The organism is Bradyrhizobium sp. PSBB068 (genome assembly GCA_016839165.1).
Classification (GTDB): Bacteria; Pseudomonadota; Alphaproteobacteria; order Rhizobiales; family Xanthobacteraceae; genus Bradyrhizobium.
Genome location: CP069300.1, coordinates 2,667,266 through 2,688,459 on the forward strand (window position 1 = coordinate 2,667,266; position 21,194 = coordinate 2,688,459).

Sequence of the window (21,194 nt, forward strand, 5' to 3'; positions counted from 1 at the left end):
CAAATCCTGCCCGCGTACCGCGCGGGCCTTTTGCATTGTCTATCTGTGACGCCAAATCATTAAGCGATGACTTAAAGAGCTAAAGAAAACCGTTAACCGGAGGTTAAATTAACTTTTGCGCCGGGCTTGCACTGGTGCGCCGATGACGCATCAGTGCACCAGCAACAGCGCTGCGGCGCCGACCAGAATTGCGAGCGGAACCGCACCGAGCGGCCAGCCCCGCAAGTACACGGTGCGCTCAAGGTCGGGCTTCCCGACCAGCGCACAGCCGACTGCGACCCGCACCGGCGACAGCATGGTCAGGGCCGCGGCGGCAGTGTTCTGGATCGCGCCGAGCCAGGGCAGGCTGAGCGCAGCATCCCTTGCGAGCGCGATCTGGGCGGGCATCAGGAGGCCATTGGCGGCGTTGCTGCTGCCGGTCAGAAATCCGAACGCTGCGGCAAACAGCGGTGTTGCGAGAACGGCGAGCGGGCCAAGTCCCGACCTCAGGCCCGTTGCGAGACCATCGGCGAGGCCGGACGTCGCCATCACCTGCGCCATCGCAAGGAAGCAGCCGATGGTCAGGATCGGCTTGCGGCCACGGGTCCATGCGCGTGCGAGCGCAAGCACCGCCGGCCGCCGCATCGCGATCGCCGTGGCGAGGCCGACCACCAGCAGCCATGAGCCTGGATGCAGCAGCGGGAACCAGGCCGGGCCGTCGGCAAAAGGCTTTACCGCGAGCGCAAGGCGGAGCCATTCGTTCACCGGCGTGATCGCACGCGTCGCCATCAGCACCGCGATCAGCGCGACATAGGGCAGTCCGACGCGAAGCGCTGACCGCCATTGCTCGCGATCGGGCCGGCCGTTCATCAGAAATCGTGCGACGATCAGTGGTCCCAGCGCTGCCAGTGCTGCCACCTCCGGACCGAACACCGCATTGGCGGCGACCAGCAATCCGGCCGCCGCGGCCGTGCACAGCGCCTCGCCGACGAAATCGAGCGCCGTGCCGGGGACCTTGGCGAGGGCGGCGATGCGCCAGAACAGACAGAGCCAGGCGATCAGAAGCGGCGCGGTGAGCAGGGCGCTGTGCACGCCGAGGTCGGTCGGCGCAATCCCGGAGAGCTGCGCGCCGACGATCGTACCGTTGGCCATTGCGCCCCACGACACCATCATCTGGCTGAACAGCCCGAACAGGATGGCGTGGAGCGGCGCGAGTCCGATGCCGTTGAGCATCGGCGCAATCGTGACCTGGCCAACGCCGAAGCCGGTCGCCCCCTCTGCGAACGGGCCGATCAGAAAGCACGTGGTGTAGAGCTGTTTGCGACGCCGTTCCGGAGCGACCGGTGCCGGATCGTCTGCCGCGCCATGCTCCGAGATCACCTCGCGGAAGAATAATCCGCCAAGAATGACGGCGCCGACGAGCAACGCCAGCCATCCACCGTGAGCGATCGCGCCGAGCGCATCGCGCGCACCAAACGGATGCGGTGGCGCCACCATTGCGACGATGAGCGAGGTCACGAGACCGAACAGCCCCACCGTGGTGGAGGACGCGCGTCCCGTGGCAATCAGCGCCGCGACGACGACGAACGGGAGCGACCACACCAGGTATTCCAAGGTCGTCTCGCTTTCCTCACGGGCTTCCGGCGTCGACGGCGAGTTTCAAACCGCCGCTACTTCTAGCCGCCAGCAGCCGTCGAGGGTGCGGAATTTGCGAGACGCCGCCGCATGGCAGGTGACCCGCCTGCGCGGGTCACCGTGGCCGCGTGCCGAGGCCTTAGCGCTGCAAGCGAGCGAGCAGGCTCGACGTATCCCAGCGCTTGCCGCCCATCTTCTCGACCTCGGCATAAAACTGGTCGACCAGCGCGGTTGTGGGCAGGGTGGCGCCGTTGCGGCGGGCTTCCGCCAGCGCGATCGAGAGGTCCTTGCGCATCCACTCGACGGCGAAGCCGAAATCGTACTTGCCCTCGTTCATGGTCTTGTAGCGGTTTTCCATCTGCCAGGACTGCGCCGCGCCCTTCGAGATCGTCTCGATCACGGCGGCGACGTCGAGGCCGCTCTTCTTGGCGAAGTGGATGCCCTCGGAGAGGCCCTGCACCAGGCCGGCGATGCAGATCTGGTTGACCATTTTTGTCAGTTGGCCGGCGCCTGCCGGTCCGAGCAATTTGCACATCCGCGCGTAGGCGCCGGTAATGATCGGCTCGGCGCCGGCATAGGCGTCCTCGCTGCCGCCACACATCACCGTCAGCACGCCGTTCTCGGCGCCGGCCTGGCCGCCGGACACCGGCGCATCGACGAACTTGAAGCCGGCCTTGGTGGCGGCGGCATCGAGTTCGCGGGCCACCTCGGCGGAAGCGGTGGTGTGATCGACGAACGTCGCGCCTTTCTTCATGCCGGCGAAGGCGCCGTCGGGGCCGATCGTGACCGAGCGCAGGTCATTGTCGTTGCCGACGCAGCACATCACGAAGTCCTGACCTTCGGCCGCGGCCTTCGGCGTGGCTGCGGTCTTGCCGCCGAACTTGTCGGCCCATTCCTTCGCCTTCGCCGCGGTCCGGTTGTACACGGTGACCTCATGGCCGCCCTTTTTCACGAGGTGTCCCGCCATCGGGAAGCCCATTACGCCGAGACCGAGAAAAGCGACTTTAGCCATGTCTGATACCTTGTGATTTGCCGTGGTGATCGCCCCGCAAGACCGCCGGAAAACGTCGCGCCGGGCAGGGCATTCCGTCCATGGAAGGAGCCGCACCATACCCCCTGCGCAGCGGAGGGCAACGGGTTCGTTGGATGGCAGGCCCCGGTTTTGTGCTAGGATCGGGCTACCTAAGAACCTCACAAAAAAGGGAGTGTCTCGCATGGGCATGAGCGTCGGTGTGCTCGATCATTTCAATATACGGACCCGGAATCTCGCCGCCACGGTGCGGTTCTATGAGGACGTTCTGGGCCTGGAAAAGGGCGCCCGCCCGAACTTCGCGTTCCCCGGTGCGTGGATGTACAGCGAAGGCAAGGCTGTCGTGCATCTGGTCGACATCTCCGCGACCGACGAGGCGCAGAAGCCGGATTCGGGCGTCGTCCATCACGTCGCCTTTGCCAGCCAGGGCTTTGACGGGATGCGGAAGCGGCTGCAGTCCAAGGGTATGGAATTCGACTCACGCCAGGTTCCCGGCGGCGACCTCTGGCAGATCTTCGTGAACGACCCCAACGGGGTCATGATCGAGCTGAATTACGAGGCCGCCAAGGAAGGCGGCGCCGCGGCACCGGCCGAGCGGCGGGACGACGTCGGAGCGAGGTAGCCTTTTGCGCTGCAACGCTCTATTGGGTCGTCTCTTGGGCACGGTCCGGGAAAGTACGAAGCGGTTTTCCGAACAAGACCATGCCCGCTAGAAGCCCAGGAGATGCGCGGTGAGCGTGACGCAGCAACAGGTTCTCGATTGCCTTGCCAAGGTGATGTCGCCCCGCGGCGTCCCCTTGACCAACGCCAATGTGCTGTCGGCGATCACGGTCACCGACGGCAAGGTGTTCTTCTCGATCAACGTCGATGCCGCGGAAGCCCGCGCTTGGGAGAGCGTTCGCGCGCAGGCCGAGAATGCCGTGCGCGCCATGCCCGGCGTCAGCGTCGCGATGATCGCGCTGACCGCGGAGCGCAAGGCGGGCGGCGGCGCGGCACCCGCGCCGCGGCCGGCCGGCGGCGTCCAGCCGGCGTCAGCGCACCGCCATCCGCACCCCCCTGGCGCGCAATCACCGATGGCGCGCCAGGCCGAGATCCCCGGCATCTCCGCCGTCATCGCGGTGGCCTCCGGCAAGGGCGGGGTCGGCAAGTCGACCACGGCGCTCAACCTCGCGCTCGGCCTGCGCGACCTCGGCCTGCGCGTCGGGCTGCTCGATGCCGACATCTACGGCCCGTCGGTGCCGCGGCTGACCGGCATCCGCGAGAAGCCGCAGCTCAACGACGACAAGAAGATGATTCCGCTGGCGCGCTTCGGCCTGTCGATCATGTCGATCGGCTTCCTCGTGGAGGAAGACACCGCGATGATCTGGCGCGGGCCGATGGTGATGTCGGCGATCACCCAGATGCTGCGCGACGTGGCCTGGGGCACGCTCGACGTGCTGGTCGTCGACATGCCGCCGGGCACCGGCGATGCCCAGCTCACGCTGGCGCAGAACGTCCCGCTCAAGGGCGCCGTCATCATCTCGACGCCGCAGGACCTCTCGCTGATCGACGCGCGGCGCGGTCTGGCGATGTTCAAGAAGGTCAACGTGCCGGTGCTCGGCATCGTCGAGAACATGAGCTATTTCCAGTGCCCGCATTGCGGCACGCGCTCGGACATCTTCGGCCATGGCGGCGCCCGCCACGAGGCCGAGAAGCTCGGGGTGCCGTTCCTCGGCGAAATCCCCCTGCACATCGCCATCCGCACCGCCTCCGATTCCGGCAACCCGGTGGTCGAGAGCGAACCGGACGGCCCGCACGCGGCGATCTACCGCGCGATCGGCGGCAAGGTCCGCGAGCAGCTGCAAGGCGTGATCGCCGCCGCCTGAGCCCGCGCTGGTGTTCCGGCGCGCCGCGGCGGGCTTTCTTCACAGGCCTGTCGCCCCGCGGCGATTGCTGAATCGGTTCCGGCCTGTATGTTTGTGCTGCACTGGCCGAATCATACCGTCTTTCGATCAATTGAAGGCGGCCAGGGATGAAGCCGAAACCGCGGGAAGGGTCGTGGAGCGACCATCGACATGGCAGCGTCACGCGAAGCAGACAAAGAGCGCAAGCATCTGACGCGGGAGAAGCGCGAAGAGGCCTCCCGGGTGGCGTTCAACGTTGCGAAGAAGTCCGACTCCATCGGCGAAGCCGCGGCGACGATCGCGAAGATGTATGGTGTCAGCAAGACAACCGCGCAAAGCTGGATCCGGCGTGGGCGGCATTTGGCCGACAAGGCCAAGAAATCGCGGGAGACGACGCGGCGCTGATTGCCACGGTCACCCGGAGGTTGAGAAACAACCGGACGGCCCGCACGCGGCGATTTACCGCGCGGTCGGCGGCAGGGTCCGCGACCAGCGGCAAGGTGTCGGCGCGGCGGCCTGAGCCTGCAATTTCCAGCAGATTCCCGCGTCATCAGACTTTCGTTTAATTGGCGCGGTCATGCCATTGTCGCGTTTCCGTGAGGCCGCCTTCCGTGTTAAAGGGCCGATCAGAGCGCCTCGGCTGGACGTGCTAGCGTCCTGCCGGAGAATTGCTTGCGATCACTGGGAAACGCCCCTCAAGGAGAAGCCTTACGATGAAGCGTCGTGATTTTTTGAAAGTTTCTGCGGCCGGTGCTGCCGCGACGGCGGTTGCCGCGCCGGCGATCGCGCAGTCCTCGCCTGAAATCAAGTGGCGCCTGACCTCGAGCTTCCCGAAGTCGCTGGACACCATCTATGGCGGTGCCGATCAGGTGGCGAAGTATGTCGCCGAAATGACCGACAACAAGTTCCAGATCCAGGTGTTCGCGGCGGGTGAAATCGTCCCCGGGCTGCAGGCGCTGGACGCGACGTCGAACGGCACGGTCGAGATGTGCCACACCGTGTCTTACTACTATGTCGGCAAGGACCCGACCTTTGCGATCTACGCGTCGGTGCCGTTCGGCCTCAACGCGCGCATGCAGAATTCCTGGTGGTACCAGGGCGGCGGCGAGGCGCTCGGCAACGAGTTCTTCAAGAAGTTCGGTGTGATCGGATTCCCCTGCGGCAACACCGGCACCCAGATGGGCGGCTGGTTCCGCAAGGAGATCAAGACCGTCGCCGATCTCTCCGGCCTCAAATTCCGCATCGGCGGCATTGCCGGCCAGGTGCTGCAGAAGGTCGGCGTGGTGCCGCAGCAGCTCGCCGGCGGCGACATCTATCCGGCGCTGGAAAAGGGCACGATCGACGCTGCCGAGTGGGTCGGTCCCTATGACGACGAGAAGCTCGGCTTCCAGAAGGTCGCCAAGTACTACTACTACCCGGGCTTCTGGGAAGGCGGCCCGACCGTGCACGCCTACTGCAACCTCGAAAAGTGGAATGCGCTGCCGAAGAACTACCAGGCGATCCTGACCAACGCGACCGCCAACGCCAACAGCTGGATGGCTGCGCGCTACGACATGCAGAATCCTTCGGCGCTGAAGCGGCTGGTCGCCAGCGGCACGCAGCTGCGTCCGTTCACCAACGAGGTGCTCGAGGCCTGCCTCAAGGCGACCAACGAGCTGTGGGGTGAAATCTCGGCCAAGAACGCCGACTTCAAGAAGTCGATCGATGCCATGCAGGCATACCGTTCCGACCAGTATCTGTGGTGGCAGGTTGCCGAGTACACCTTCGACAGCTTCATGATCCGCTCGCGCACCCGCGGCTGACGGCGTTTCGGGCGTTCGCGAGACGCGAACGCGCCAAAAAGCTTCGACTTAAGTAGCCCGGCCCCCGCAAGGGGGCCGGGTTTTTTGCGTCTGGCATTCGCCCGGGGGATGTTCCATGCTCGCTGCCGAAGCCTCGGCACGAAGGCGGCGCGCGATCGGTCACCGGTCATGACGGCAAAGAAAAGCAGCGCGACGAGCGCAAGCAGTCGACGCTCGGACAACACAATCACACAGGGCGGGATTCAAAATGAAGCGAAGAGATTTCATCAAGGTCACGGGCCTCAGTGTCGCGGGCGCGGCAACAGTCGCAGCTCCCGCGATCGCGCAGTCGATGCCGGAGCTCAAATGGCGGCTGACGACGAGCTGGCCGAAATCGCTCGACACGCTGCATGGCGGTGCGGAGCTGATGGCCAAGGCGGTCGGTGAGGCCACCGACAACAAGTTCCAGATCCAGACCTTTGCCGCCGGCGAGATCGTGCCGGGCCTGCAGGTGCTCGACGCCGTGCAGAACGGCACGGTCGAGATGGGGCACACCGCGCCCTATTATTATTTCGGCAAGGACCCGACCTTCACCTTCGGCTCGTCGGTGCCGTTCGGGCCCAACATGCGCCTCAACCAGGCCTGGTTCATGCTGGGCGGCGGCAAGGAGCTGCTCAACGAGTTCTACAAGAGCTACAACGTCACCTCGCTGCTCGCGGGCAACACCGGCTGCCAGATGGGCGGTTGGTTCCGCAAGGAGATCAACAGCGTCGACGACCTCAAGGGCCTCAAATTCCGGATCGGCGGCTTTGCCGGAAGGGTGATGCAGAAGCTCGGCGCGGTGCCGCAGCAGCTCGCCGGCGGCGACATCTATCCGGCGCTGGAAAAAGGCACCATTGACGCGGCCGAGTGGGTCGGTCCCTACGACGACGAGAAGCTCGGCTTCTACAAGGTCGCGCCGAACTATTACTTCCCCGGCTGGTGGGAGGGCGGCCCGATGCTGGTTGCGATGATCAACCTCGACAAATGGAACGCGCTGCCGAAATACTATCAGCACGTCCTCGAGCAGGCCGGCCATCTCGCCAACAACTGGATGATGGCCCGCTACGATCAGGCCAACCCGGTCGCGCTGAAGAAGCTGCTCGCGGTCGGTACCAAGCTGCGCCCGTTCCCGTCTGCGGTGATGGAGGCCTCCTTCAAGGCCGCCAAGGAGCTGCATGCCGAGGTCGCGGCGGGCAATGCCAACTTCAAGAAGGTCTATGATTCGCTGACGTCGTTCTCCAACAACGGCTATCAGTGGTTCCAGGTCGCTGAAGTCGGTTACGACAATTTCATGGCGCGGCACTCTCAGGTCTGACGCCGCGCCTCTTCAGCGCGTGCAGAGATCCCATCGGGCATTGGCGGCCGACAACGGCGCGGCCGTCAATAACCGAACCCGTCCAGCGAGCTGCACCTCAACCGGTAAGTGTCGCCCCGTCTGGGCGACGACTTCTGCCATGGGACATTGTTGAACAGCGTTCTTACGAATTGCGGTCCGCTCGCCGGGGTGACCTCCAGCGTCACTTTCACAAGCCAGTATCCGATCGTAGCGTAAGGTAGCTCTTCGGCGTGCAGGACTCTCACCGTGCAATCGTCGGGGTTGGTGCGGGACGCCTCGGCGTTCGACAGGGCACCCAGGCACAGCGCTGCCGTCAACGGCACGACGCCCAAGGCAGCGCTTTTCATGGTGCGGTTCCTTCACAAGGCGTTGGCCTGAGGCGGGAGCGGGCGGCTGTCACCGGTGCGATCCCGTCGATCAAAATGGAAACGGGAATGCGCGCACCCGATCGCGGCTCTCGAAGCTCAATCCGGTGGCCGGTCCGGTGCGGTAATGACCGTTGTAGTGCCCCCCGCCGGGGCAGTAGTTCGGATCGAGGCGCGCTTGATCGTCGATCCCATGGCGAGAGCTTCGCTGCCGGTAGCGCGTCTGCCAGCAACGGCAGTCCTGGTCGCAGGCGAGCCGCACTTGAACGGTGCTCGCAGGAGGTTGCGACCACAGCGTTGTGACGTGAACGGGCACAGCGCGGACCTCCGATGCCATGACGGCGATCGCCGCAACGATGAGAAGCAGGGGCGTCGTGCGTTTCATATTGGTCTCATCGGGCCGATCAGCTGATGTCCGGGTGCCAACTCAATTGCCGAAGCATGCGCTACTTCTTCGGCGCTTGCTTTGGCGGCGCTGGTGGAGGCGTTGGTGCGTTGCCCTGCGGAGCCGGAACCACCGGGTTCTTCTGGGCGGTTGGCCCGCCGAGATTGCTCGGCTTTTTCGGGCCGCCGACAGCGCTCTGTGCGGCCGCGGATCCCGCCGAGATCGCAAGCAGGATTGCCGCCAAAGTGAGCATGTTTTTCATTCGCCGACTCCTCCAGTTGGGACCTTGCGTTCCGCCCGGTCAGCGGGCCGCAGGCCGGTTTTCGCTGACCTGCTGCGCGGTGGTGGTGGGCGCGTCCTCGAGGGCGCATTTGCGCCAGTCGTCGGACGCGCAGTTGGTGGGCCAACCGCCGCCGAGCGCCATGAACAGGGCGGCGGTGTCCGACAGACGGGTCGCCTGGGCCTGGACGCGGACCACCGCGGCGTTCAGGTAGACTTGCTGGGCATTGAGCACGACCACCTGGTTGACCTGTCCGAGCGCAAGCTGCTTCTGAATGATGTCGAGACTGGCCTTTGCGGCGAGTTCGGCCTTGACCGCAGCCTGCAACGCGCGGGCGTCGGCCTGCAGGCTTCGCAGGGCGTCGGCGACGTTCTGCATCGCCGTGATGACGGCCTGACGATAGAGCGCGTCGGCCTGGTCCACCGCGGCCTCGGCGGCCTTCTGCTTGTGGTAAAGCGTCAGGCCATCGAAGATCGGCTGGGTCGCGCTCGCCGCGATGGCGTAGAAGCTGGTTCCCGGCGTGAACAATTCGGCCAGGGTGAAGGCGGTGGTTCCGGCATTTCCTGATATCGTGATGTTGGGCAGCCGCGCCGCGATCGCGACGCCGATCTGGGCGTTCGCCGAATGCAGCAGCGCCTCCGCGGCCCTGACGTCCGGACGCTGGCGGATCACCTTGCTCGGCAGGCTCACCGGCAGGTTTGCTGGGAGCGTGAGGCGGTCGAGCGTAAACTTTTGCAGGATCTCGTCAGCCGAGAACTGCCCGGCCAGCGACGTCAGCAGGTCGCGCTGAACCGCGAGCTGCTTTTCGAGCGGCGGCAGCAGCTGCTCGGACTGCGCCAGCGCGGCTTCCTGCGCCAGCACGTCGACCTGGGCGGCGCCGCCTGCGTTGAACTGGTTCTTGACGATCTCCAGAATGCCGCGTTCGATCTTCACGACGCGCTGGATCGCTCCGATCTGGCCGCGGAGCGATGCTTCCTGGATCGCCGCGGTGACGACGTTGGCCGTCAGCGTGAGGTAGGCCGCTTCCAGCTGGAACAGTTGCTGCTCGGAGATCGCATCAAGGCTCTCGACCGCGCGAACATTCTGGCCCCAGATGTCCGGCACGAAACTGACGTTCAGTTGCGCGGTGTGAAGCGAGAATACCGACGGGGACTGGCCGCCCGGGCCCGAACTCGACGCGCCGGAAATCTGCTGCTGGGAGGGCGTGTAGTTTGCACCGATCTGCGGGAAGAACAGCCCGCGCTGGGCCAGCGCGTTGTATTGCGCGATCCTGATCGCCGCTTCGGCCGACTGCAGGGAAGGGTTGTGCTCGACTGACATCTTGATCAGCTCGTCGAGCGGCTTCGACCGGAACGCCGTCCACCACCGCAGCGACACGTCCTCTCCGTTGACGAAATGCTGCTTCGGCACGCTGGGGCCCGCGGTATTGGCGCTGGGGGAAGCGAGCTTCTCGGCCGTAAAGCGTTCGACGTCCGGAGCGGCCGGCGGCGCGAAATTCGGGCCGACGGCGCAGCTCGCCAGCATGAGGGCTCCGGCCGCTACCGCCAGCGCGCGCATGGGGAAGGCGGCTGCGTGGCGAGACATTCTTGCGCTGAGGGCGTGCATGACTGGGCGCCTCTAATGCGCTGCTTCGGGCGGCGCCGCGGCAGCCGTCTCGTCGGGCGAAGCAACGCGCTCGCGCGACAGGAATATCTTGCGCAACGCCGGTGCGACGATCAAGAGCAATAGCGGACCGATGAACATGCCGCCGACTACGACCGTCGCAAGCGGCCGTTGCACCTGACTGCCGATACCATGCGACAGCGCGGCCGGGAACAGGCCTACGCCAGCAGACAGCGCGGTCATCAGCATCGGCCGCATGCGTTGCTCGGCGCCGTTGAACACCGCCTCCGCGATGCTCATGCCCGAGGCCCGCAACTCGCGGAAATAGGTGATGTTGAGGATGCCGTCCATGACCGCGACGCCGAACAGCGAGATGAAGCCGATCGCGGCCGAGATCGAGAAATCGAGCCCGGCGAGGTACAGCGCGATCAGGCCGCCGCCGACCGCGAATGGAATGCCGGCCAGCGCCAGCAGGCTGTCGCGCAGCGAGTTGAACAGGCTGTAGAGCAGCACGAAGATCAGCAGCAGTGTCACCGGCACCACGATCAACAAGCGCGCCTTGGCGGCCTCGAGATTGTCGAACTCGCCGGACCAGATCATCCGGTAACCGGCCGGAAGCTGCACGGCCTCGGCGACGCGCCTCTGCGCCTCCGCCACCGTGCTGCCGAGATCGCGGCCGCGCACGCTGAACTTGATCGGGATATAGCGCTGGCTGCGCTCGCGATAGATGAACGACGCGCCGGTATCGAGCGAGATGTCGGCGAGTTCGCTCAAGGGAATATAGGCGTTGCTGCCGGATGGCGTCTGGTAGGCCACCTTGATCTCGCGCACCTCGTCGATGCTCTGGCGGAACTTCGGATCGAGCCGTACCACCACGCCGAACTGCCGGTCACCCTCGAGCACCGTCGTCGCACTGGTGCCGCCGAGCGCGGCCTGGACCACGGTCGTGACATCGCCGGTATTGAGACCGTAGCGCGCGGTCTTCTCCCTGTTGACCTTGATGTTGAGGTTGGGCTGCCCGACCAGGTGGAAGACGCCGAGGTCGGCAACGCCGCGGATCTTGGCCATCTCCTGCGCGACCTTGCCCGCGAGCTGTTCGAGCACTGCAAGGTTCGGACCTATGATCTTGACTGAGTTCGCACCCTTGACGCCCGAGAGCGCCTCCTCGACGTTGTCCTGGATGTATTGCGAGAAGTTGAAGGTGACGCCGGGCAGTTCCTCGTCGAATTCCTTCTGCAGCTCCTCGGTGAGCTTTTCCTTGGTCAGGCCAGGCGGCCATTGGTCGAACGGCTTGATCGGCGCGAACAGCTCGACATTGGAGAAAGCCGACGCGTCGCTGCCATTGTCGGGACGGCCATGCTGCGACACCACGGTGATGATCTCGGGGTGGCGCAGCAGGATCTCGCGCATCTTGCGCGTCGGCTCGGTACCGGCATCGAGCGACATGGTCGGTGGCATCGAGGCGCGGATCCAGAAATTGCCTTCCTCGAGCGCGGGCAGGAACTCGCTGCCGAGCCGGCTTGCGGCAAGGCCGCTCAGTCCGAGGAAGATGATGCCGGCGGCAACCGCGACCCTCAGATGCGACAGCGACCAGCGCAGCACCGGCGTGTAGGCCTGACGCAGCGACCGCACGATGACGGTCTCGGTCTCTTCGATATGCTTCGGCAGCAGCAGCGAGGCCAGCACCGGCGTCACGGTGAAGGTTGCCAGCAGAGCACCTGCGAGCGCGTAGCCATAGGTGCGCGCCATCGGTCCGAAGATCTGGCCTTCGACGCCCTGCATGGTGAACAGCGGCACGAACGCGGTGACAGTGATGGCTGCGGTGAAGAACACCGCCTTGTCGACCTGCAATGCGCTGACGAAGATCATGCGCAGCCGTTCGGTCCAGCCTGGCGCGGGCTGGCCGCTGGGCGACGTGGTCGGATCGGTCCCCCAATAGCCCTGTGCAAGGTGTTGCAGCACGCGGAGCCGGTTCTCGGGCGCGGACTGGAAGTTGCGGAATATGTTCTCCATCATGATGACGGCGGAATCGACGATGATGCCGAAATCGACCGCACCGAGCGACAGCAGGTTGGCGTCCTCGCCCTGCAGCACCAGGATGATGATGGCGAAGAACAGCGCGAACGGGATGTTGGCGCTGACGATCAGCGCGCTGCGCAGATCGCCGAGGAAGACCCACTGGATCACGAAAACCAGAAGGCAGCCGAACACCAAATTATGCAGCACGGTATGCGTCGTGACGCTGACCAGCGAGGTGCGATCGTAGTAGGGCGCGATCTTGACGCCGGGAGGCAAGGTGCCGTCGCTGTTGATCTTGGTGACTTCCTCCTCGACCTTGGGGACAATGTCGTTGGTGTGCTGCGTGCGTCCCATGACGACGATCGCTGCCGCGACGTCGTCGTCCCTGTCCTTTCCTGCGATGCCGAGCCGCGGCACGTAGCCGACCGACACCTTGGCGACGTCCTTGATCTGGATCGGCAACCCGTTCGACTGGGTCAACACGACGTTCTCGATGTCCCGGACCCGGTAGCCTTTGGTGACGTCGTCTTCGCCGCCGGAATTGATCAGGCCGATGCCGCGGATGTTGACGGATTGCTGGCCGATCGCGATTTCGCGGCCACCGACGTTGATGTTGGCGTTACCGAGCGCGCTGATCAGCTGCGGCACGGTGATGTTGTAAGCCTCGAGCTTCTCGAGGTCGGCATCGACGTTGAACTGCTTGGTCGTGCCGCCCCATGAGTTGATCTGCACCACGCCCGGTATCGTCATCAGCCGGCGGGCGACGACATAGTCCTGCAAGGTCCTGAGGTTGGTCAGGCCGAAATTCGGCGGGCCGACGAGCTGGTAGCGAAAAATCTCGCCGACCAGGCTCGATTGCTGGATTTGCGGGATCTGATTGCCGGGAAGCTGGACGTTCTGCGTGAGGTTGTTGGTGGCCTGCGAGAGCGCGAAATAGTAGTCGACGCCGTATTTGAAGGTGACCCGCACGAACGACAGGCCGTAGAACGAGGTCGAGCGGATGTTGACGACGCCCGGCGTCGAGTACAGCCCGACCTCCATCGGGATCGTATAATACTTCTCCATCTCCTCGGCGGAGAGGCCGGCGGCCTGTGCCGTGATCTCGAGGATGACCGGCGCCGGGTTCGGATAGGCCTCGATGTTCAGCTTGTAGAACGCGGCGATGCCGGCGGCACAAAACACGGCAAGGCTGAGCACGATGACGGCGCTTCGTGTCAGGCCAAACTGGAGGATGCTCTTGATCACTGGACTACTGCACTTGGTCTTGAACGATGGACGGCGCGGTTGATCTCGGCGGCCACGGCTAGCCTGTGGCCGCGTTGGCAAACTTGTTGCTGAGGAACACCGCGCCGGTGGAGGCGATCTTCTCGCCGGCGGCAACGCCGTCGAGGATCTGACGCCAGCCGTCCTGCTCCATTCCGATCTTCACCGACCGTCGATCGAACCGTCGGCCATCAGTCGTGACCCACACTGTCATCGTTCCGTCACCCTCGCGGACGATGGCCTCGAGCGGCACGCTGACCGACATCTTCGGCGGCTCGGTCTCGATGGTGAAGCTCGCGAGCATGCCGGCGCGCAGCTTGTGCTGGGGATCCTCGATCACCGAACGCACCAGCTGGCGGTGCGAGTTCGGATCGATGTTGAGGCCGAGCGTCGTCACCCGGCCGCGAAACACCTCGCCTGGATAGGCCGGCACCCGCACCTCGACCGGCTGGCCGATCCGATAAGATGGCGCGTCGGTTTCGATCACGTTGGCCACCATCCACATCGTCGAGATGTCGGCCAGCGAGTAGGGGGCCGGCGCGTTGCCGGGCTGCACGTAGAGGCCGGGCGCGGCATTGCGCGCGATGATTCGGCCCGAAATCGTGCTTGGAACGACCAGGATGGAGTCGACCTTGCGATCGGCGACGATGCGATCGATCTCGGCATCGGTCTTGCCGAACAAGCGGACTGCGTCTCGTCCGGCCTTGAAATTGCCTTCGGCGGTCTGCTGATCCGACGTGGCCTGATCGACGTCCTTCTGCGCGCCGCCGCCGGTCTTGAGCAGCTGCTTGACCCGCGCGAGCGTTCTCGTCTGCAGCTCGAGCACGCCGGCCGACGCAAGCAGTCCGGATTCGGCCTGAAGCAGGTCCGGGCTGTCGATGGTGAACAGCGCATCGCCCTTCTTCACTTCGTCGCCGACGTTGAAGAACGTATCGACGATCCGTCCCGGATTCGGCGTGAACGCCTGCACCAGCATGTTCTGATTAAAGTCGATCGAGCCGACCGCATTCTTCAGCGTCTTGAAGGAGCGCTGTTCGGCGGGCATGATCTTGAAGTTGGCGGCCTGCTTGTCGGTCAGGACGACATATTGCTGCTCGATGTTGACGTCAGGCGCCGTGTTGGTCGGCGCAGCCGCCTTGACACTCTCGACGCCGCTGGTTCGCACCAGCAGCCATGCGCCCGCCAGCAGTCCAGCCAGCAGGGGCAGCGCAAAGTAACCCGCATACTTCATCCGAAATGACATCGTCCGCCCGATTCGCCGAGATTGGAGAGGCCGCACAAGAACCCGAAACCTAACCGCATCGCGGACAGGAATGTTGGTCTCGACGGGGCCAGGAACCTGTTATCAGGACCAGCTTACGCCAGCCTTACACTGCTTTGCACAAACCTCGCATGCGACTAACGAATTTCCGTTGCAGCATAGGCGGTTTTATCTATTTTTTGTAGGCGCGGGCCGGTCCGCCCATAGAAAAAACATAGCCGGTTTCGCGTGTCTGGGGCGGTCTGCGGACATGCGCGGCATTTGCACGATGCTGGTGCCCGCGAAGTGGTCTGTTCCGGTATTTCGGGAATGGCTGGCCTATTGCAATCGGGTGTGCGAACAGGCGCGCTTTGGTGAAGACAGGAATGCTGCGATGCGCCTTTTGATCGTCGAGGACAATGTCGAGCTCTCGAGACTGCTCGCCAGCGGGTTGATGGCGGCGGGCTATGAGTCCGACATCGTCAACAGCGTCGCCGAAGCGCGCGATGCGCTGCGCAGCGTCAGTTATGCTGCCATGATCCTCGATCTCGGTCTGCCCGACGGCGATGGCCTGTCGGTGCTGTCGGAGCTGCGCCGCAGGAGCGACCCGCTGCCGGTCCTGGTGCTGACAGCGCGCAACGGGCTGCAGGATCGGGTCAATGGCCTGCGCAGCGGCGCGGACGATTATCTGGCGAAGCCGTTCGCGCTGGAGGAGCTGGTGGCGCGGCTCGAAGCCATTCTGCGGCGGCCCGGCCAACTGCTCGGCTCGTCGCTCAAGCTCGCCAATCTTGTCTACGACACCGAGAGCAAGCAGGTGTTCGTCGACGGTGCGCCGCACGTCTTCTCCGCGCGTGAGACATCCGTGCTGGAGATCCTGCTGCGGCGGCAGGGCCGGGTGGTGCCGAAGAAGAACGTCGAGGACCACATCTTCGGTCTGTCGGGCGAGGTCGCCTCGAATGCCGTCGAGGTCTATGTGTCGCGCCTGCGCAAGCTGCTGACCGAGCACCGCGCCAGGGTCATCATCCACACCATTCGCGGCGTCGGCTATTTGATGGCGGAGGAAAAATAGGGGTGTTCCGCTTCACGTCGCTGACCTCGCGGATCGTGTTCCTGCACATCGTGGCGGTCGCGGTCGCTGCGATCTTCCTGCCGCTGCTGCTGCTGTGGCTGTTGAATTCGGAGATCAACCATCTGCATAGCGAGGCGATGCGCGACCAAGCCGCCGATCTCGGCGAGAACCTCGCGGTCGATGCCGCCGGCAAGGTGCAGCTCAACCTGCCGGACAGCCTGAGGGGGCTGTATTCCGACGCGTATGGCCGCTACCGCTACGATATCTACGATGCGGACGATCATCTGCTGTTCTCGTCGCATCGCGAGCCGCCGCGGCCGCCCGCCTCGGCCAACCGGATTTCCGGCGCCAGCGTCACCAAGGTGCTCGGCGGCGAGACGCTGCGCATCCAGGTCGCCGAGGACTTGTCGCATCGCGACGTCATCATCGACGACATCGTCTCCAACTTCTTCCGGCGGGTCGGCTGGATCACCATCCCGATTCTCCTGATTCTGCTTGCGACCGACATCCTGATCTTCCGCCGCGCCGTGGTTCCGCTGTTGCGGGCATCGGAGGAGGCCAGGACCATCGGGCCGGCCAGGACCGGCGTCCGGCTGCCGACGAAGGGGATTCCGAGCGAGATCCTGCCGCTGGTGACCGCTGTCAACCAGGCCTTCGACCGTCTGGAGGAAGGGTTTCATGTGCAGCGCCAGTTCACGGCCGATGCCGCACATCAGCTGCGCACCCCGCTCGCGATCCTGAGGACTCGGATCGAGACGCTGGATGCGAGCAAGGGGACCAGGGAGCTGCATGCCGACATCGAGAGCATGAGCCGTATCGTCAGTCAGCTGCTCGAGATCGCCGAGCTCGATACGCTGGTGCTGGACCCCGGCGAGACCGCGGACCTGCGCGCGGTGTGCGCCGAGGTGGTCGGCTCGATCGCGCCCTACGCGCTGGCGCAGCAGAAGGACATCGCGCTGCGCGGCACCGACGGTCCGGTGCGGGTCAAGGGCAATGCCGAGATGCTGCAGCGGGCGATCTTCAATCTGGCGGAGAACGCCATCAAATACACCGCCGACGCTACGTCAGTCGATGTCGAGGTGCACGAGGACGGCTCGGTGCAGGTGCGCGACTGCGGGCCCGGCATCGCGCCTGCCGAGCAGGGCCTGGTGTTCCAGCGCTTCTGGCGTGGCGATCGGCAGCGCCACCGCACGGATGGTGCGGGGCTCGGACTCTCGATCGTCCGGGGCGTGGTCGACGATCACGACGCGACGATCAAGGTCGAGAACCTGCCATCCGGCGGTGCCCAGTTCACGCTGAGCTTTCATCTCGCCAAGGCCGAGCCGGCGACCGCGTGACCGGCTCACCGGTTTTCGGCGGCAGCCCGGCCGGGTCGCCGACCGTGCCGCTTTACTTCACCTTGCCGTCGGACAGGTCCATGATCATCCGCGTGGTCAGGTACAGGCGCGGCACGATGCTGTTGAGCTGGACGTATTCGGCATCGTTGGAGTGCGCGCCGAAGCCGGACAGGCCCATGCCTTCGACCACGGCCCCCTTGGTCTTGAGGGCGGCAAAGGCGGCGTCGGTGCCGCCGCCGGTGGCCCTTTCGGCGACGTTCATCGACAGGCCCAGTTCCTGATAGATCGCCTTGCCGTGGCCGGCCACGTTGCGCGAGGCGTCGTTGGCTTCGAGCGGCGGGCGGCGCACCTCGAACTTCACGTCCACCTTGGAGTCGGGCAGCAGGCGGTTCTTGATCTTGTCCTGCAGGGCCTTCTCGAGCTCGTCGAAATCCGCGACCTTGAGCGCGCGTGCGTCGGCCTGGGCGGTGGCTTCGGCGGGGATCACGTTGCGGTTGGTGCCGGACTTCGACACCGTCCAGTTCAGCTTCAGGCCCTGCTCGGGCTTGGACAGGTCCTTCATCTGCAGCACCTGGTGCGACAGCTCGTAGAGCGCATTCACGCCGCCCTCGGGCCTGGCGCCTGCGTGCGACGACTTGCCGTGCACCGTGAGATAGGCCGAGCCGATGCCGCTGGTGGCGAGGCGGAGCGTGCCGCTGGCGTCGCTGCCCTCGAACGAGAATACGGCGTCCTGCTCCGCGGCGGTGCGGGTGATGGTTGAGCGCCAGCCGGGCGAGGAGATCTCCTCGTCGCCGTTGATCAGCACCGTGAGCGTGCCGTAGTCCTTGAAGTTCAGCTTCTGCAGCAGCGCCACGGTGTGGATGATGGTGGCGACGCCCTGCTTGTCGTCGGCGATGCCGAGTCCATAGGCCTTGTCGCCGTCGATGCGGAAGGGTTGATCCTTCAGCATGCCCTTGAGATAGACCGTGTCCATGTGCGCGATCAGCATGATCTTCGCGCTGCCCGTGCCCTTGAAGACGGCCCGCACGGCCGGGCCGATCTTCTCGGGCGTGTCGTCGAGGCGATAGATGTCGGTGGTCTGCAGGATGTCCACCGCGCCGCCGAGCTGCTTGAGCTCCGCAGCGATGCGCGCGGCGATCTGGTTGAGGCCGTCGAGGTCCTTGCTGCCGGATTCGATCTGCACGAGGTCGCGCAGGGTGTCGAGCAGCGGCTGCTGCTCCTGCTGTGCCAGCGCGCGAATGTCGGCTGCCGGCGCTGCCTGCGCCGTGGTGGCGGCAAGCGCCAGGCCGAGGGATGCGATGAGCGGGCGGACGAACGAGCGGGTGGAACGCGATTGGGGCATGGGCGGCGATCTGTGGGTTCGAGGACGATCCGGATCCCCGTCTTCACAGGCCGCGCCGCCGCCGTCAACCATCGCGGCCCGCCTCGCGGAAGCGAGGCGCGCCGCAGGGGCTGACGCCGGCTATTGCTTCGGCTGGCCGAAATCGAGCGGCGGCAACTCGATCTGCGGCACCTCGATCTTGACCTTGTTGAGGTCGACGTCGAGCGGCTTGTCGAGCAGGCCGGTGACCACCACCGGGAACGCGATGACAAGCGCCACCATGATCGCCTGCAGCCCGATCCAGGGCATCGCGCCCCAGTAGATGTCCGAGCTCTTCACTTCCTTCGGCGCCACGCCGCGCAGATAGAACAGCGCGAAGCCGAACGGCGGATGCAGGAACGAGGTCTGCATGTTGACGCAGAGCATCACGCCGAACCAGATCAGCGCCGCATCCGGGCCGACCACCGGCGCCAGCACCTTCTGCGCGATCGGGGCGATCATCGGCAGGATGATGAAGGCGATCTCGAAAAAGTCGAGGAAGAACGCCAGGAAGAAGATGAAGATGTTGATGAAGATCAGGAAGCCCCAGACGCCGCCCGGCAGCGAGGTCAGCATGTGCTCCAGCCAAACCCCGCCGGACACACCGAGGAACACCACCGAGAAGCAGGTCGAACCGATCAGGATGAAGGTGACCATGCAGGTGATGCGCATGGTGGTCTCGTAGCCCTGCTTGATCAGGTCGCGCAGGTCAGGGATCTTCACCGCCTCGAGGCAGATCCAGACCACCGCGAGATAGGTGATCGCGAAGGCGAGCCTGAAGATCAGGTTCTCGCTGAACAGCATCGCGATGATGGTGCCGATGCCGCCGGCGATCACGCCTGCTATCAGCACCTTGCGGCCGGTCGCGCTGAAGTCCTTGTGGTGGATCGCAGCGAGCACGATGGCGCCGACCGCACCCATTGCGCCGGCTTCGGTCGGGGTCGCAAGGCCCATCATCATGGTGCCGAGCACGACGAAGATCAGCACCGCTGACGGGATGATGCCGAGCAGGCACTTCTTCCACAGCGCCCAGCCGGTCAAGGTGCGGGCCTCGATCGGCACCGCGGGCACGTGGCTCGGCTTGAAGATGCCGAGCAGGAAGGTGTAGCCGGCGAACAGCAGGATCTGGAACACGGACGGGCCCCAGGCGCCGAGATACATGTCGCCGACCGACTTGCCGAGCTGGTCGGCGAGCACGATCAGCACCAGCGAGGGCGGAACGAGTTGGGTGATGGTGCCGGAGGCGGCGAGCACGCCGGTGATGTAGCGGATGTTGTAGCCGTAGCGGATCATCACCGGCATCGAGATCAGCGCCATGGCGATCACCTGCGCCGCCACCGTGCCGGTGATGGCGCCGAGGATGAAGCCGACGATGATCACGGAATAGCCGAGGCCGCCGCGGATCGGGCCGAACAGCTGGCCCATCGAATCCAGCATGTCCTCGGCCAGCCCGCATCTCTCCAATATCGCGCCCATGAAGGTGAAGAACGGGATCGCGAGCAGCAGCTCGTTGGACAGCACGCTGCCGAAGATGCGGCCCGGAATCGCCTGCAGGAAGTTGAGGTCGAAGAAGCCGAGATAGATCGACAGGAACCCGAACGACAGGCCGACCGCGGCGAGCGTGAACGCCACCGGATAGCCGATCAGCATCGCAACGATCAGGCCGCCGAACATCAGCGGCGGCATCATCTCCAACGTGATCGTCATTGCGTCGGCCTCTCATACTTCGCGTCGATGGTCACATAGCCCTGCAGCGCGGCGATCCGCTTGATCACCTCTGAGACGCCTTGCAACGCAAGCATCACGAAGCCGGACGGGATAACGAACTTGATCGGCCAGCGCAGCAGGCCGCCGGCATTGCCGCTCATCTCGCCGACCGCATAAGCCTGGTAGAAGAACGGCCAGGACAGGTAGGCGAGCAGCAGGCAGGCCGGAATCAGGAAGAACAGCGTGCCGATCAGGTCGAGCCAGAGCTGGCCGCGTTCGGACAGCATCAGATAAAGGATCTCGACGCGGACATGCTCATTGCGCTTGAAGGTGTAGGAGGCGCCGAACATCACGAGGATCGCGAACATGTACCACTGCGCCTCGAGCCAGCCGTTCGAGGAGTAGCTGAACGCGTAGCGGATCATGGCATTGCCGGCGCTGACCAGGCAGGCGATCAGCACGAGCAGGTTGCAGATGGTGCCGATCTTCTCATTGAGGCGGTCGATGGCCTGACTTAGTGCCAACATTGGGCGCATCACGATCTCCGCGGTCGCGCGATCTGCGCACCGAATATCTTTCAAGCATCATCCGGCCGCCGCGCGCATGCGCGCGGAGCACGGCTCACTTTCAGGAGCAGTTGCAAGCGTTCGTCCTCCCCCGAAATCCGCTTCCGCCGTCTTTAGGTGCTCTTGGCTGCCGGATCGTCGGCTGGAGCCGACGGGAGGCAGCGGCCTATCCGGCCGGGCAAGCGTGAAAGCCGGGGCACCAAATCAGCGCCGTGTAGCGCCGTCAATCGGAAAATGGGCAAATTGACGGCACGGCAAACCGTTGTCCCGCCTTGGAAATCGGAGGACGACGCAGGCGTCGGCGCAGGGTTTTGA

General features: G+C 64.8%; 18 protein-coding genes. 7 read left to right on the plus strand and 11 right to left on the minus strand.

All coding sequences use genetic code 11. The annotated features are described in order from the left end of the window. Window positions 1–150 precede the first annotated feature (150 nt). Window positions 151–1,593: an L-lactate permease gene (locus tag JQ507_12220; protein ID QRI72174.1), complete on the minus strand. Its 1,443-nt coding sequence runs from the start codon at window positions 1,591–1,593 to the stop codon at window positions 151–153. Window positions 1,594–1,753: 160 nt separating this feature from the next. After that, the gene (locus JQ507_12225; protein ID QRI72175.1) at window positions 1,754–2,626 is read right to left on the minus strand and encodes an NAD(P)-dependent oxidoreductase; all 873 of its coding nucleotides are present in this window, start codon (window positions 2,624–2,626) and stop codon (window positions 1,754–1,756) included. 202 nt (window positions 2,627–2,828) lie between these two features. On the opposite strand from JQ507_12225, the gene JQ507_12230 reads away from it, so the two are divergent. From JQ507_12230 to JQ507_12250, 5 genes are all read left to right on the plus strand, one after another. Then, a complete protein-coding gene (locus JQ507_12230) occupies window positions 2,829–3,266 on the plus strand; it encodes a VOC family protein (protein ID QRI72176.1) in 438 nt (145 codons plus the stop codon). Between the two features lie 109 nt (window positions 3,267–3,375). Beyond that, window positions 3,376–4,509 (plus strand): Mrp/NBP35 family ATP-binding protein, encoded by a 1,134-nt coding sequence (locus tag JQ507_12235; protein QRI72177.1) that lies wholly within the window; start codon window positions 3,376–3,378, stop codon window positions 4,507–4,509. A gap of 189 nt (window positions 4,510–4,698) precedes the next feature. Further along, window positions 4,699–4,932 carry a hypothetical protein gene (locus JQ507_12240; GenBank protein ID QRI72178.1) on the plus strand — a complete coding sequence of 78 codons (234 nt, stop codon included), beginning with the start codon at window positions 4,699–4,701 and terminating at the stop codon, window positions 4,930–4,932. Window positions 4,933–5,240: 308 nt separating this feature from the next. Continuing rightward, the gene (locus tag JQ507_12245) at window positions 5,241–6,329 is read left to right on the plus strand and encodes a TRAP transporter substrate-binding protein (protein QRI72179.1); all 1,089 of its coding nucleotides are present in this window, start codon (window positions 5,241–5,243) and stop codon (window positions 6,327–6,329) included. Between the two features lie 247 nt (window positions 6,330–6,576). Continuing rightward, a complete protein-coding gene (locus tag JQ507_12250; protein ID QRI72180.1) occupies window positions 6,577–7,665 on the plus strand; it encodes a TRAP transporter substrate-binding protein in 1,089 nt (362 codons plus the stop codon). A gap of 65 nt (window positions 7,666–7,730) precedes the next feature. On the opposite strand, the gene JQ507_12255 is transcribed toward JQ507_12250, so the two are convergent. From JQ507_12255 to JQ507_12280, 6 genes are all read right to left on the minus strand, one after another. Next, window positions 7,731–8,033, minus strand: coding sequence for a hypothetical protein (locus tag JQ507_12255; protein QRI72181.1), 303 nt, complete (start codon window positions 8,031–8,033; stop codon window positions 7,731–7,733). 70 nt (window positions 8,034–8,103) lie between these two features. After that, window positions 8,104–8,436 (minus strand): hypothetical protein, encoded by a 333-nt coding sequence (locus JQ507_12260; protein ID QRI72182.1) that lies wholly within the window; start codon window positions 8,434–8,436, stop codon window positions 8,104–8,106. A 61-nt stretch (window positions 8,437–8,497) separates the two neighbouring features. Continuing rightward, the gene (locus JQ507_12265) at window positions 8,498–8,698 is read right to left on the minus strand and encodes a hypothetical protein (GenBank protein QRI72183.1); all 201 of its coding nucleotides are present in this window, start codon (window positions 8,696–8,698) and stop codon (window positions 8,498–8,500) included. 39 nt (window positions 8,699–8,737) lie between these two features. After that, on the minus strand, window positions 8,738–10,300 hold the full coding sequence (locus JQ507_12270) for an efflux transporter outer membrane subunit (protein ID QRI72184.1): 1,563 nt from the start codon (window positions 10,298–10,300) through the stop codon (window positions 8,738–8,740). A gap of 33 nt (window positions 10,301–10,333) precedes the next feature. After that, window positions 10,334–13,582 (minus strand): efflux RND transporter permease subunit, encoded by a 3,249-nt coding sequence (locus tag JQ507_12275; GenBank protein QRI72185.1) that lies wholly within the window; start codon window positions 13,580–13,582, stop codon window positions 10,334–10,336. A gap of 58 nt (window positions 13,583–13,640) precedes the next feature. Beyond that, on the minus strand, window positions 13,641–14,831 hold the full coding sequence (locus JQ507_12280; GenBank protein QRI72186.1) for an efflux RND transporter periplasmic adaptor subunit: 1,191 nt from the start codon (window positions 14,829–14,831) through the stop codon (window positions 13,641–13,643). Window positions 14,832–15,234: 403 nt separating this feature from the next. Here JQ507_12280 and JQ507_12285 point away from each other — a divergent pair, with 403 nt between their 5' ends. Together JQ507_12285 and JQ507_12290 are read left to right on the plus strand one after the other, a co-directional pair. Then, window positions 15,235–15,909, plus strand: a complete 675-nt coding sequence (locus JQ507_12285; protein ID QRI72187.1) for a response regulator transcription factor — start codon at window positions 15,235–15,237, stop codon at window positions 15,907–15,909. A gap of 2 nt (window positions 15,910–15,911) precedes the next feature. Next, window positions 15,912–17,246, plus strand: coding sequence for a HAMP domain-containing histidine kinase (locus JQ507_12290; protein ID QRI72188.1), 1,335 nt, complete (start codon window positions 15,912–15,914; stop codon window positions 17,244–17,246). 52 nt (window positions 17,247–17,298) lie between these two features. Here the strand turns inward: JQ507_12290 and JQ507_12295 are convergent, their stop codons facing one another. From JQ507_12295 to JQ507_12305, 3 genes are all read right to left on the minus strand, one after another. Beyond that, on the minus strand, window positions 17,299–18,588 hold the full coding sequence (locus JQ507_12295; protein QRI72189.1) for a M20/M25/M40 family metallo-hydrolase: 1,290 nt from the start codon (window positions 18,586–18,588) through the stop codon (window positions 17,299–17,301). Between the two features lie 120 nt (window positions 18,589–18,708). After that, window positions 18,709–20,313, minus strand: a complete 1,605-nt coding sequence (locus tag JQ507_12300; GenBank protein QRI72190.1) for a TRAP transporter large permease subunit — start codon at window positions 20,311–20,313, stop codon at window positions 18,709–18,711. Beyond that, entirely contained in the window at window positions 20,310–20,849 is a 540-nt protein-coding gene (locus JQ507_12305; GenBank protein QRI72191.1) for a TRAP transporter small permease subunit, read from the minus strand. Before JQ507_12305 ends, JQ507_12300 begins: the two co-directional genes overlap by 4 nt. Window positions 20,850–21,194 lie beyond the last annotated feature (345 nt).